This is a genomic window from Synechococcus sp. CS-1332 (genome assembly GCF_025127995.1).
Lineage (GTDB): Bacteria > Cyanobacteriota > Cyanobacteriia > PCC-6307 > Cyanobiaceae > Cyanobium.
This window is the reverse complement of sequence record NZ_JAHLYP010000045.1, coordinates 1-11,596: the sequence shown is the minus strand read 5'-3', so window position 1 is coordinate 11,596 and position 11,596 is coordinate 1. Positions and strand designations below refer to the sequence as shown.

Below are 11,596 nucleotides of genomic sequence, written 5' to 3'. Positions count from 1 at the left end.
GGGCGTGAGCACGATGGCCTTCAACCTGAACGGCTTCAACTTCAACCAGTCGATCCTGGATGGCCAGGGCCGGGTGATCAACACCTGGGCCGACGTGCTCAACCGTGCCGGTCTGGGCATGGAAGTGATGCACGAGCGCAATGCGCACAACTTCCCGCTCGACCTGGCGGCTGCCAGCGCCACCCCTGTGGCCCTGACCGCCCCGGCCATCGGCTGATTCGGTTCACCCCGTTTCCCTGGAATCCCCCTGATGTCCTGATCCAGGTTTTTCCTTGATCTCTCCTGAACCCCCTGCCTGTGCAGGGGGTTTTTTGATGGCTCCAGGCTCAGGCCCCGATGGCGTCTGGCATGCTCGACGGCAGCGAACGCCAGCCCGCCTGACCGCGCCGGATCCCCAGGCCCCAGCCGCCAGCAACGACACCTACGTGCTGGGAAACGATGCCGTGGAACTGGACCGGCTGCGGCTGCAGCACGACCTTTGGCGCCCCACCCTGCGGGCGTCCCTCGGGCGGGCAGGGCTCAGCCCGGGGGAACGGGTGATCGACCTGGGCGCGGGTCCGGGATTCGTGGCCCAGGATCTCGCCAGGATCGTTGGCCCCGCCGGCCGGGTGCTGGGCCTGGAGCAGAATCCGGCCTACGTGAGGCATGGCCAGCAGCTGGCGCAGGACGCTGGCCTGGGCCAGCTGGACATGCGTTGCCATGACCTGCTCAGCGATCCCCTGCCCGCAGGACCCTTCGATCTGGTCTGGTGCCGCTGGGTGGCGATGTTCCTGCCCGCGGTCGAACCCCTGCTCGATCCATTGCCGCTCTGCCTGACCAGGGGCGGCCGGCTTCTGTTCCACGAATACGTCCACTGGGACTCCTTTGGGCTCCATCCCCACGGCCTCGCCATCGCCCGCTTCAGCCGGGCCGTGCAACGCAGCTTCCGGCAGGCCGGCAGTGAACCCGACATCAGCCGCCGGCTACCCTCCCTGCTCGCCGCCAGGGGATTCACGATCGAGGATCTGCTGCCGCTGCCGGTGGTGGGCCGGGCGGGTACTTGGCCGGCCCGCTGGCTGGAGATGTTCGTGACGCTGTACGGCTCCAAGCTCCAGGCCCTGGGGCTCTGGAGCATGGAAGAGGCCGAGGCGGCCAGGGTCGAAATAGAAGCGAGCCGCGCCGATCCCGGCAGTTTCTGGATGGGCCCCACCATCCTGGAGGTCAGGGCCCGATGGTCCTGATCACTTCACCGCCACCGCTTCGTAGTCTCGCGCCAGTCAAAGGACGCCATGGGCAGCAGCTTCGGCCACCTCTTCCGCATCAGTACCTTCGGTGAATCCCACGGCGGTGGCGTGGGCGTGATCGTCGATGGCTGCCCGCCGCGGTTGTCGCTCGATCTGGAGGCCATCCAGGCGGAGCTCGACCGCCGCAAGCCTGGCCAGAGCCGGATCACCACCCCACGCAAGGAAGACGATCGGATCGAGGTTCTCAGCGGCCTCCTCGATGGCGTCACCCTGGGCACGCCGATCGCCATGGTGGTGCGCAACAAGGACCAGCGCCCCCAGGACTACAGGGAGATGGAGGTGGCCTTCCGCCCCTCCCACGCCGACGCCACGTATCAGGCCAAGTACGGCATCCAGGCCCGCAGCGGCGGCGGGCGTGCCTCGGCCCGGGAAACCATCGGCAGGGTGGCCGCCGGCGCCATCGCCAAGCAGGTGCTGGCCCGTGCCGCCGGCACCGAGGTGATCGCCTGGGTGCGCCGGATCCACGACATCGAGGCTGTGGTGGATCCGGCCACGGTGACCCTGGAGGCGGTGGAGCGCACCATCGTGCGCTGCCCGGATCCTGCCGTCGCCGCACGGATGATCGAGCGCATTGAGGCCATCGGGCGGGAGGGAGATTCCTGCGGCGGGGTGATCGAGTGCCTGGTGCGGCGGCCGCCGGTGGCTCTGGGCATGCCGGTGTTCGACAAGCTGGAGGCGGATCTGGCCAAGGCGCTGATGTCCCTGCCGGCCACCAAGGGCTTTGAGATCGGCTCCGGCTTCGGCGGCACCCTGCTGCGCGGCAGCGAGCACAACGATGCTTTCCTTCCCAGCGAGGACGGCCGCCTGCGCACCGCCACCAACAACTCGGGTGGCATCCAGGGGGGCATCAGCAACGGCGAGGAGATCCGGCTGCGGGTGGCCTTCAAACCCACCGCCACGATCCGCAAGGAGCAGCAGACCATCGACGCCTCAGGCGCCGCCACCACCCTGGCGGCCAAGGGGCGGCACGATCCCTGCGTGCTGCCGCGGGCCGTGCCGATGGTGGAAGCGATGGTGGCCCTGGTGCTGGCGGATCACCTGCTGCGCCAGCAGGGCCAGTGCAGCCTCTGGTGACGGGCTGATCAGGGCCGCGTTGGCAGCGCGGCCAGGAGCTGGCGCAGCGGCTCCGCGGCCCCCTGGACGCCACCCACCAGCGACGCCCCCAGGGCGACGGCATCCACCCCCGCCTCCAGCCAAGGGCAGACATCACTGGGCGTCAGCCCCCCGGCGGCGATGCAGAAGGGCAGCGGCGCGCCCAGGGGATCCCGCAGGCGCCGCCAGTAGCCGATTCCCACCGTGGTGGCAGGGAACAGCTTGACGATGGGGCAGCCCAGGGTCCGGGCCCGGTTCACCTCCGTGGCTGTCATCACGCCGGGCACCAGGGCGAAGCCAGCCGCCGCCGACCTCGCCAGCAGACCGCTGTCGAGGATGGGGGAGACGCCATAGGAAAAACCGGCCTCCAGCACCGCCTCCAGGGCCGCCTGGCTGCAGATCGAGGCCGCCCCCAGACGCAGTTCCGGGAAGCTGGCGATCAGCTGCCGGCACTGGGCGATCCAGTCGGCGCCGGGGGCCCAGGCAATCTCGACATGCCGGACCCCCAGATCATGCAACGTATCCAGCTGGGGAACCAGCAGGGAGGGCTGCCGATGGCGAAGCACCACCAGCAGGGGCTGGTGGTGCAGCGACGCGATCAGGGAGTCGCAAGGAGGCCTAGACGTAGGCCGCCACCGTCACATCGCGGGAGATGAGCAGCTCCTGGAGCTCCTCGGCATCCACCGTCTCCTTCTCCACCAGGATCTCGGCCAGCTCATCGAGCACGGCCCGGTTGGCGAGCAGCACGTCGGTGGCGCGGCGGTAGGCATCGGCCACGAGCTGGGAGACCTCCTCATCGATGGCGGCGGCGGTGTCCTCGGAGAAGTCACGCTCGGCGGCGATGTCGCGGCCGAGGAACATGCCCCCCTGGGCACGGCCGAGGGCCACCGGTCCGAGGCGGTCGCTCATGCCAAAGCGGGTGACCATCTGGCGGGCGACGCGGGCCACCTGCTGCAGGTCGTTGGAGGCCCCGGTGGTGACTTCGTCTTCGCCGTAGACGATCTCCTCGGCGACGCGGCCACCGAGGGCCACGGCCATCTGGTTCTGCAGATAGGAGCGGGAATACAGACCCGACTCCATGCGCTCCTCGCTGGGGGTGAAGAAGGTGAGGCCGCCGGCCTGGCCACGGGGAATGATGCTGATCTTCTGGACGGGGTCGTAATCGGGCATCAGGGCCCCCACCAGGGCGTGGCCGGACTCGTGGTAGGCCACCAGGCGCTTGCGGCGCTCGCTCATCACCCGATCCTTCTTCTCGGGGCCGGCCATGACACGCTCGATGGCGTCATTGACCTCATCCATCGACACCTCGGTCAGCTGGCGCCGGGCGGCGAGGATGGCCGCTTCGTTGAGCAGGTTGGCCAGGTCGGCTCCGGTGAAGCCTGGAGTGCGGCGGGCCACCTTGTCGAGGTCCACATCCTTGGCGAGGGTCTTGCCGCGGGCATGGACGCCGAGGATCTGGAGGCGGCCGGCGTAGTCGGGGCGATCGACCACCACCTGGCGGTCGAAACGGCCCGGCCGCAACAGGGCCGAATCCAGCACATCGGGGCGGTTCGTGGCCGCCACGATGATGACCCCGGCGTTGCCCTCGAAACCGTCCATCTCGGTGAGCAGCTGGTTGAGGGTCTGCTCGCGCTCGTCGTTGCCGCCGCCGAGGCCGGCGCCACGCTGACGGCCCACGGCGTCGATCTCATCGATGAAGACGATGCAAGGGGCGTTTTTCTTGGCTTGCTCGAACAGGTCGCGAACGCGGCTGGCGCCCACACCCACGAACATTTCAACAAATTCCGAGCCGGAGATCGAGAAGAAGGGCACGCCCGCCTCGCCGGCCACGGCCTTGGCCAGGAGCGTTTTGCCGGTGCCCGGAGGGCCCACCAGCAGCACGCCCTTGGGGATCTTGGCGCCGACGGCGGTGAAGCGATCGGGGTTCTTGAGGAAGTCCACCACCTCGGTGAGCTCGAGCTTGGCCCCCTCAATTCCGGCCACATCGCCGAAGGTGACCTGGGTCTGGGGTTCCATCTGCACCCGCGCCTTGCTCTTGCCGAAGTTCATCGCCGGGTTGCCGCCGCCGCCCTGGGCGCGCCGCAACAGGAAGAACAAGCCGCCGAGCAACAGCAGCGGGAAGATCAGGCTGCCGATCGCCTGCTGCCAGGCGGCAGGCTCCCGGTTGGGCTGCACGGCGATGTCGACGTTGTGATCGGTGAGCAGCTTGAGCAGGTCCTTGTCGGGGGCGAGGTTCACCACGGCGCGCTGGCCGTCGTTCTCGACCACCTGGGCGGTGCCACGGTCGGGGGAGATCAACACCCTGGAGATTTCGTTGGCCTGGACGGCCTCAACGAAATCGCTGTAGCGCAGGGTGCGGGGGGCCCGGGCCGGGTCAGGGCGTTCCAGGAAGGCCGTACCCACCGCGATCATCACGATCACCAGGAGCACGTAGAGCCCCGCGTTGCGCCAGCGTTTCTTCACGGCCCTGTCTCCACTATGAGGATGAAAGTAACGGAATGTTAAACGGTGTCCGGTGGCGGACGGGGCTCAGGCTGCGGCCCTGAGCACCTCCACCACGCTACGGAAGGCGAACCATTCTGGGATCTCTTCGCCCCCGCGCAGCATCTGGCGGAACTGGGTGCCGCTCAGCTTGCGGATGTGCAGCCCCCGGGCCTGGGCATGTTCGGCCGTGACGTAGCCCTCCTCCTCGGTATAGACGAGGTTGAGCGACGGCACCGTCTCCATGCCCAGTTCGGTGGCCTGGTCGCGGGCGAAGTCCTGGGCCTCGTAGGGGCCGTAGAAATCTTCCCCACTCAGTGACGATTTGCACCCCGCCATATCCCGGCCAATGATGAAGTGGGTGCAGCCGTAATTCTTGCGGATGATCATGTGCTGCAGGGCCTCCCGCGGTCCGGCCATGTGCATCGCGTAGGGGAGATAGGCCCAGCGGATGCGGGGGTTGGCCACTTCGGCGGCCAGGCGCTCGTAGGTGGCGAAGCGCACCTCACCGGCAATGTCGTCCTCCTGGGTGGGGCCGCAGGTGGGGTGCACGAGCACCACCCCCTGGGGGCTCACGTTGGGGGCCTGGAGGGCCCGGGTGAACAGTTCGTAGTGGGCCCGGTGGATGGGGTTGCGGCATTGGAAGGCCACCACGTCCTCGCCGGCTGGCAGGGTGGCGCGCACCTCCTCAGGGGTGCTGCACGGGAACACCCGCTGCGGCAGGGCCAGACCCTGGAGGCGTCCGCCCAGGTAAATGCGGCCCCGTTCGGTGGCAATCATGCGCACCGCCGGGTGCTCCAGGGAGGTGGTGCCGTAGCAGCCCTTGGCCTCGACCACCTTGTCCGGCTCCCAGCGGCTCTCCACGGTGAGCACCGCGAGGTCCTGGCCCTGGTAGGTGAGCAGCAGCCGCTCCCCCACGGCAATGGTCCCGTCGTCGGTATCGAAGACGATCGGAAGACCAAACAGCAGACCGCTGGTGGTGCGGTGGCCCGCCACCACCGCGTCGTAGTCCTCCTGGTGCATGAAGCCGCGCAGGGGCGAAAAGCCGCCCACGATCAGCAGCTCCACGTCGCAGGCGTTGCGGTGGCTGCACTCCACCACCCTGTCCACCGAGGCGCGCACGCCCTCCTGGTGGTCGGGCGGCACCATCAGATCGACAAGGCTGCCGCCATGGGGGGCGATCAGGTCGGAGTGAGGGGCGGTATTGGCGAGCGTCATGGCGACGGGCCTGGCGTCACAGGGGATTGGAGCCATCCTCCCAGACCGGCGCTCGGCCATGAAAAAGGGGCCCTCAGGCCCCTTCGCTGAACGGCTGATGGCAGGGAGAGCCCCAGGCCTGCGCGATCAGATCTGCTCGAGACGACCGAAGAGCTCGCCGGTGATTTTGACGTCGACGACGGCCTTGGTGCCCATGTCGGTGTCCGAGGGCTGGATGGCGGTGAACACCCCGGCGAACTCCCCGGTGCTGGGATCCACCTTGGTGATCGAGAGGTCCATGGTGCCGGTGCCATCCACGTAGCGCTTGACGGTTTCGCCGCTGAACTCATCACCGGCGGGCACCAGGCCCATGGCGCTGCTGTAGCCGGTGGTGAGGCCACGACCCTTGGGATCGAGGAAGTTGCTGGTGCGGTAGCTGGGGGCGCGGTACTTGCCCTTCAGATCGGTGCTCGTGGAGAACGCCGTGCCAGCGGCGGAGGCCAACAGCTCCTTGCTGGAGAAGGTGAAGGGCACTTCCTCTCCACCGGGCAGCAGCACGGTGATCGGCTGGAAGTCGATGCCACCGAGCTCCTTGAAGCTGAGGCCGTCCGCTGTCACGGCGAGGTCGCCATAGACTTGGTCCAGGCTGGAGGTGAAGCGGGTGAGGATCTTGCCGGCGACGAACTGGGCTTCCTGGCGCTTGTTGGCCGGCTCCCCCTTCACGAAGACCTCGGAGGGGTGCATGCAGATCTCCTTCAGCTGGTAGCGGGCCGAGGGATCCAGGGAGATCGTGCCACGGGCGGAATCGGGCAGGGTCGGGCAGTCATTGGCCAGCCCGGTGTTGTGGATGTCTTCGTAGGTGAGATTGGCCCGATCAACGGCCTTGGCCCCGCCGCTGCATGCGGACACCAGGGTCAGGCACAGAGCCAGCACGAGGGCCAGCAGGGGACGGAAACGCATGGGGAGAAGCCGCAGAGACGGAACGGGAACTGGGCTGGCCGGGATCCTACCGGTGCAAAACACCCATTCCAGGCGGCTTGCGTGGGCTCTCAACAACCTGTATGAGAGGACGATGTCCCTGAGCCGCACCCACCCGATCGACGACTCCACGCCCTTGTCACCGCCGTCAGCAGGACTCTCGACGGTGGCTCCCCCAGCTCCCCCTTCCCCACCAGCGGCCACCCCCGACCTCCAGGAGCCCCTCGACGCCCTGCTCCGCATCGCCGAAGCGCGTGCCCAGGAGCCCGAAGCCCTGCTCGATCTGCTGCGTCGCATCGAGCACCTGCACCGCAGCATCCAGGACGGCCCCTTCCGCAGCAGCCTGCCCAGCGATCGCAACGGCCTGTTCACGCTGCTCTCCGAGATGGAAAGCAGCGGCGGCTGGCCCTACATCCCCCGGCTGCAGCTGCGCACGTTCATGGATCTGCTGTCGCCCGAACTGGAGCCCTGAGCGCCATCACCTCGGCCAGCGCCGTCAGCAGCGCGTGGGCCAGGGCCAGTTTCCCGGTGGGGCCGAAGCGGCGTTGCCGCTCCCCCGGGCCGAGCAGCCAGCCCTCGTTGCTTGTGGCCGCGAACCCCGCATCGGCGCGATCGATCGGATTGGCGAACAGGAGGTCGCAGCCCTTGCGGGCGAACTTGGCCCGGGCCTCCTCCAGCACCTCGCCGCTCTGGGCCGCGAACCCGAGGATCGCCTGGGCCGGCGGACGGCGTTGCACCAGGGCCGCCAGCAGATCGGGCACCGCCTCCCATTCGCTGCGAAGCGCGTCCGCCATGGCCTGCTTTGGGAGCTTGGTGGTCTGCGGGGTCCGACGCCGGTGATCGGCGACGGCGGCGGCCATGGCGATGGCATCGGCACCGCCCTGCAGCCGCTCCAGGGCCTCCTGCATGGCCGCGGCGGTGGCCACGGGATGGCAGTGCAGCCCCTCCAGCCACTCCGGCGTCACCGTCAGGGGGCCATGCACCAGGTCGACGGTGGCGCCGCGCAGGCGGGCGGCCTGGGCCAGCAGCACCCCCATCCGGCCGGTGCTGGGGTTGGTGAGGTAGCGGGCTACATCGAGGGGCTCCCGGGTGGGGCCGGCGCTCACCAGCAGGCGGCGCCCCTGCCAGTCGCGGCGGCCGCCGGCCAGCAGCAGGGATTCCAGGGCGAGCAGGAGCAGCTCCGGGGCGGCCATGCGCCCATCGCCCACCCGGTCGCAGGCCAGCAGGCCGCTGCCCGGCTCCAGGGGCAGCACCCGCTCCCAGCCCTGCAGCTCCCGCCAGTTGCGGCGCACCGCCGGGGCGGCCCACATGGCGCTGTTCATGGCGGGGGCGGCCAGCACGGGGGCCTCGCAGGCGATCAGGGTGCTGGCCAGCAGGGTGTCGGCCATGCCGTGCACCCAGCGGGCCAGGCTGGTGGCGCTGAGGGGGGCCAGCAGCACCAGCTCGGCCCACTCGGCCAGCTCGATGTGCAGGGGCCGGGCCGCCTGGTGGCTCCACTGGTCGGACTCGATGTGGCAAGGGGAGCGGCTGAGGCTGGCCAGGGCCACCGCGCTCACCAGCCGCTCGGCGCTGGGGCTGAGGACGCAGCGCACCAGGGCCCCCCGCTGCACGAGGGCACTGACCACCAGGGGCAGCTTGACGGCCGCGATGCTGCCACTGATCAGCACCAGCACCCGCCGCCCGGCGAGGGGATCGCTGGAGCCCTCCCGGGAGACCGTCTGGGTCTCACTCCTCATCGAAGGGTTCCTGATCCACCAGATGGACGTAGGGCTGGATCAGGTCGGGTCGATGGATGGCCAGGGCCCGCAGCAGGTGCCAGTCGGCGAGGCCAGCGAACGGTGTGGGGTAGTCGTCATCCTCGAGGCGTCGGGCGAGATCGGCGATGGATTCGTCGTCGAAGGCTGCGAGCTGCTCGGGGGTGATGGACGGGCTGGGATCAACCAAGGGGGCGGCCGAGAAGGGGGACGGGGTGGTGATAATGGCGATCGGGGGGAATTAGCTCAGCTGGTAGAGCGCTGCGATCGCACCGCAGAGGTCAGGGGTTCGAGTCCCCTATTCTCCATCCGCCATTCTGGCTGGCAGCAGGGATCCGCCAGCCCAGTCGCCAAGGCCCCCAGCCAGCACCAACCCTTCACTCCGCCCCGATGAACTGGAGCAGCGACGCGGAAACCAGCCTCAGGGAGATCCCGTTCGTGGTGAGGCCGATCATTCGCCGGCGGATCGAATCCATGGCCCGTGAAGCCGGGCTCGAACGTGTGGATCTGGCCTTCTACGAGCAGGCCAAGGAGCGTTTCGGGCGGAAGTGACACCGCGATGGGGTAAAAGAGGGGGTTGATCAGGGGCCCGCTCGATGTCGCAGTCCAAGCGAGAACAGGTTGTCAGTCATCTGCGCTACATCCGACAGGAGTTGCGTGAGATGCACCAAGGGGTGATGGAGGACGGCCTGCTGCCGGAAGCCGGCGAGGTGCGGGGCGTGATGGCCCAGATGGAGGCGCTGCTCGAGTTGCTGGAGGGCAAGGGCTCCCGCAAGAAGGACGGGGACGGTTGAGGCGCGACGCCTGAGACCGACCACCCCAGCCGTCAAGCCCCCGCAGGGACGCTCCGGTCAGCGGCTGCCCCCCCTTGCCCGAGCCGGAAGAGCTTGGTTTGCTGGTGTCGTCCCCATCACCCCGCCCGGGCCTTTGCCTCGGGCTTTTTTATTGGTATCCCCTATCGGTGGGGGGAATGTGCTGTCAAGACGCCAGAGATGGTGTAGACCAGAGGTCGCAGGGAATGGGCCGGGTGATGGGGATCACCGCCAGTGGCTTTTCACCCGTGGGTGCTGAGCCCCCTGCTCCCCTTTCCCATCAGCGGCAGGTTCCCACCGTTGCCTCCCCGCTTCCAGCAGACCCGCTTCCAGCAGCGCATCACTCAGTCGGGCAACCTGCTGGAGGCCTGGGCGCAGAATCCCTGGCGCCGGCTCTCCCTGTTGCTGCTCGTGTTGCTGAGCGCCTTCGTAGTGGGGGGCGGCATCGGCTCGATCACCGGCGCCCTGGCCCTGTTTGACCCCATCGGCGCCCTGGTCTGTGTCGTTGGCATCGAGCTGGCAGCCCGCCTCCGAGGCCGGCTGCTGAACCAACCGCTGAAACTGCGGCTGCAGCTGCTCGACATGGCTCGCATGGGGCTGCTCTACGGCCTGCTGCTGGATGGTTTCAAGCTGCTCTGAGCCGAGCAGAGGATGGGCGCTCAGGTGGCGGCAAGCAGATAGAGCAGGGCCATACGGATCGGAATGCCGTTGCGGACCTGCTCCTCCACCAGGCTGCGGTCCGGATCATCGAGCAGCTCGCCGGCGATCTCCACGCCCCGGTTCACCGGTCCGGGGTGCAGCACCGGCACCCCATCGCCGCAGAGCGCCAGGCGCCGGTGGCTGAGGCCGTACTGGCGGTGGTATGTGTCCAGGCTGGTGAGCAGGTGCTGCTGCATCCGCTCCTTCTGCAGGCGCAGGGTCATCACCGCATCAGCCCCAGGCAGGGCGTCCTCGAGGCGACGCTCCACCTGCACCCGGCCCCGGGCCGCCACCGGATCGGCGGCCTGCCCCGGCGGCGGCGCCAGCACGAAATCGGTGAAGCCATCGGGCAGCAACGTCGGCGGACCGCAGAGCACCACATCGGCGCCGCAGGCGGTGAGGGCCCAGAGGTTGGAGCGGGCCACCCGGGAATGGAGCACGTCGCCGACGATGACGATGCGCCGGCCCCGCAGGCTCTCGGGGCTGGGGTCCTCGGGGGAGAAGTGCCGGGCCAGGGTGAACAGATCCAGCAGACCCTGGCTGGGGTGGCTGTGCAGGCCATCGCCGGCGTTGAGCACGGACACCCGCTCGCCGCAACGATCCAGGTCACGGGCCAGGCTGTGGGGGACACCGGTACAGCGGTGCCGCACGACCAGGATGTCGGCCCCCATCGCCACGTAGGTGCGGGCCGTATCCAGCAGGCTTTCCCCCTTGCTGAGGGAACTCGACGTGGGGGAGAAGCTCTGCACCTCCGCCGACAGCCGCTTGGCCGCCAGCTCGAAACTCGTGCGGGTGCGGGTGCTGGGCTCGAAGAACAGGCTGGTCATCAGCCGGCCCTGCAGGGCGGGCAACCGGCGCGCACCGGCCACCGGAAGGGCCCGGAAGCGCTGGGCCAGTTCCAGAACGGTGGCGAAGTCTGCGACCGAGAAGGACGCCAGGTCGAGCACGTGGCGGTGACTCCAGCCGCTCAAGACGTCCTGCTCCCGTCGAACGTTCCAACCGTAGAGGTCAGCACGGCGAGCAGCCCATCGTGGCGGGGGGTGCGGTCGCCCCGGGCCCGCCGGCTGACGCTGCGGCTGCCGCGCAGGTACCAGCGCCAGGGCAGCTCCTGACCCTGGGACAGGCCAATGCGCTGCGTCTGCAGCAGCTGTGTCTCCCCCCCCTCCGCTGGCCGCTCCAGCAGCGCCGCCACCGCCGCCGGCCGGGGGGCCAGCCAGAGGCCGGAAGCCGGTGAGGCCAGCAGGCCGTCGTGGCGGCGGTCGAGGCCGAAGCGGCGGGCCAGCAGGCCCGGTCCGGGGGG

Annotated in this window: 14 protein-coding genes, 1 tRNA gene and 1 pseudogene; 8 read left to right on the top strand and 8 right to left on the bottom strand. The window is 69.0% G+C overall.

What is annotated here, in order from left to right:
• The 3 genes and pseudogenes from KQ305_RS11015 to aroC all read left to right on the top strand — a co-directional run.
• A pseudogene (locus tag KQ305_RS11015) lies at window positions 1–217 on the top strand (photosystem II q(b) protein); the annotation flags it as partial.
• 97 nt (window positions 218–314) lie between these two features.
• Window positions 315–1,220 (top strand): methyltransferase domain-containing protein, encoded by a 906-nt coding sequence (locus tag KQ305_RS11010; protein WP_259725455.1) that lies wholly within the window; start codon window positions 315–317, stop codon window positions 1,218–1,220.
• Between the two features lie 48 nt (window positions 1,221–1,268).
• Window positions 1,269–2,357, top strand: coding sequence for a chorismate synthase (gene aroC, locus KQ305_RS11005; RefSeq protein ID WP_259725454.1), 1,089 nt, complete (start codon window positions 1,269–1,271; stop codon window positions 2,355–2,357).
• An 8-nt stretch (window positions 2,358–2,365) separates the two neighbouring features.
• On the opposite strand, the gene KQ305_RS11000 is transcribed toward aroC, so the two are convergent.
• From KQ305_RS11000 to psbO, 4 genes are all read right to left on the bottom strand, one after another.
• Window positions 2,366–2,965 carry a bifunctional 4-hydroxy-2-oxoglutarate aldolase/2-dehydro-3-deoxy-phosphogluconate aldolase gene (locus tag KQ305_RS11000; protein ID WP_259725456.1) on the bottom strand — a complete coding sequence of 200 codons (600 nt, stop codon included), beginning with the start codon at window positions 2,963–2,965 and terminating at the stop codon, window positions 2,366–2,368.
• 28 nt (window positions 2,966–2,993) lie between these two features.
• Window positions 2,994–4,838, bottom strand: coding sequence for an ATP-dependent zinc metalloprotease FtsH3 (gene ftsH3, locus KQ305_RS10995; protein WP_259725453.1), 1,845 nt, complete (start codon window positions 4,836–4,838; stop codon window positions 2,994–2,996).
• A gap of 66 nt (window positions 4,839–4,904) precedes the next feature.
• Window positions 4,905–6,074: a sulfate adenylyltransferase gene (gene sat / locus KQ305_RS10990; RefSeq protein ID WP_259725452.1), complete on the bottom strand. Its 1,170-nt coding sequence runs from the start codon at window positions 6,072–6,074 to the stop codon at window positions 4,905–4,907.
• Between the two features lie 126 nt (window positions 6,075–6,200).
• The gene (gene psbO / locus KQ305_RS10985) at window positions 6,201–7,013 is read right to left on the bottom strand and encodes a photosystem II manganese-stabilizing polypeptide (protein ID WP_259725451.1); all 813 of its coding nucleotides are present in this window, start codon (window positions 7,011–7,013) and stop codon (window positions 6,201–6,203) included.
• A 112-nt stretch (window positions 7,014–7,125) separates the two neighbouring features.
• Between psbO and KQ305_RS10980 the strand changes: the two genes are divergently transcribed.
• On the top strand, window positions 7,126–7,503 hold the full coding sequence (locus KQ305_RS10980) for a hypothetical protein (protein ID WP_259725450.1): 378 nt from the start codon (window positions 7,126–7,128) through the stop codon (window positions 7,501–7,503).
• On the opposite strand, the gene coaBC is transcribed toward KQ305_RS10980, so the two are convergent.
• Window positions 7,469–8,767: a bifunctional phosphopantothenoylcysteine decarboxylase/phosphopantothenate--cysteine ligase CoaBC gene (gene coaBC, locus KQ305_RS10975; RefSeq protein WP_259725449.1), complete on the bottom strand. Its 1,299-nt coding sequence runs from the start codon at window positions 8,765–8,767 to the stop codon at window positions 7,469–7,471. The two genes, KQ305_RS10980 and coaBC, sit on opposite strands and share 35 nt — an antisense overlap.
• A complete protein-coding gene (locus KQ305_RS10970) occupies window positions 8,757–8,975 on the bottom strand; it encodes a DUF2555 domain-containing protein (protein WP_259725448.1) in 219 nt (72 codons plus the stop codon). The genes coaBC and KQ305_RS10970 overlap by 11 nt, the downstream gene beginning before the upstream one ends.
• A 45-nt stretch (window positions 8,976–9,020) precedes the next feature.
• Between KQ305_RS10970 and KQ305_RS10965 the strand changes: the two genes are divergently transcribed.
• The 4 genes from KQ305_RS10965 (at window position 9,021) to KQ305_RS10950 (ending at window position 10,236) form a co-directional block, all read left to right on the top strand.
• Window positions 9,021–9,093: transfer RNA gene (locus KQ305_RS10965), tRNA-Ala, on the top strand.
• A gap of 82 nt (window positions 9,094–9,175) precedes the next feature.
• On the top strand, window positions 9,176–9,337 hold the full coding sequence (locus KQ305_RS10960) for a PCP reductase family protein (RefSeq protein WP_259725447.1): 162 nt from the start codon (window positions 9,176–9,178) through the stop codon (window positions 9,335–9,337).
• Window positions 9,338–9,381: 44 nt separating this feature from the next.
• Window positions 9,382–9,579 (top strand): hypothetical protein, encoded by a 198-nt coding sequence (locus KQ305_RS10955; RefSeq protein WP_015109473.1) that lies wholly within the window; start codon window positions 9,382–9,384, stop codon window positions 9,577–9,579.
• A 318-nt stretch (window positions 9,580–9,897) separates the two neighbouring features.
• Window positions 9,898–10,236 (top strand): DUF565 domain-containing protein, encoded by a 339-nt coding sequence (locus KQ305_RS10950; RefSeq protein ID WP_259725446.1) that lies wholly within the window; start codon window positions 9,898–9,900, stop codon window positions 10,234–10,236.
• A gap of 20 nt (window positions 10,237–10,256) precedes the next feature.
• Here the strand turns inward: KQ305_RS10950 and KQ305_RS10945 are convergent, their stop codons facing one another.
• Together KQ305_RS10945 and KQ305_RS10940 are read right to left on the bottom strand one after the other, a co-directional pair.
• Complete coding sequence (locus tag KQ305_RS10945) at window positions 10,257–11,267, bottom strand: aspartate carbamoyltransferase catalytic subunit (protein WP_259725445.1); 1,011 nt, start codon at window positions 11,265–11,267, stop codon at window positions 10,257–10,259.
• Window positions 11,264–11,596: DNA-3-methyladenine glycosylase (locus KQ305_RS10940; RefSeq protein WP_259725444.1), on the bottom strand; the 333-nt coding region annotated here is incomplete at its 5' end. The genes KQ305_RS10940 and KQ305_RS10945, both read right to left, overlap by 4 nt.

Coding starts and splice junctions, on each gene's coding strand:
- KQ305_RS11010 (WP_259725455.1), top strand. CDS start 315: ATGGCTCCAGGCTCAGGCCCCGATGGCGTCTGGCATGCTCGACGGCAG.
- aroC (WP_259725454.1), top strand. CDS start 1,269: ATGGGCAGCAGCTTCGGCCACCTCTTCCGCATCAGTACCTTCGGTGAA.
- sat (WP_259725452.1), bottom strand. CDS start 6,074: ATGACGCTCGCCAATACCGCCCCTCACTCCGACCTGATCGCCCCCCAT.
- psbO (WP_259725451.1), bottom strand. CDS start 7,013: ATGCGTTTCCGTCCCCTGCTGGCCCTCGTGCTGGCTCTGTGCCTGACC.
- KQ305_RS10980 (WP_259725450.1), top strand. CDS start 7,126: ATGTCCCTGAGCCGCACCCACCCGATCGACGACTCCACGCCCTTGTCA.
- coaBC (WP_259725449.1), bottom strand. CDS start 8,767: ATGAGGAGTGAGACCCAGACGGTCTCCCGGGAGGGCTCCAGCGATCCC.
- KQ305_RS10960 (WP_259725447.1), top strand. CDS start 9,176: ATGAACTGGAGCAGCGACGCGGAAACCAGCCTCAGGGAGATCCCGTTC.
- KQ305_RS10955 (WP_015109473.1), top strand. CDS start 9,382: ATGTCGCAGTCCAAGCGAGAACAGGTTGTCAGTCATCTGCGCTACATC.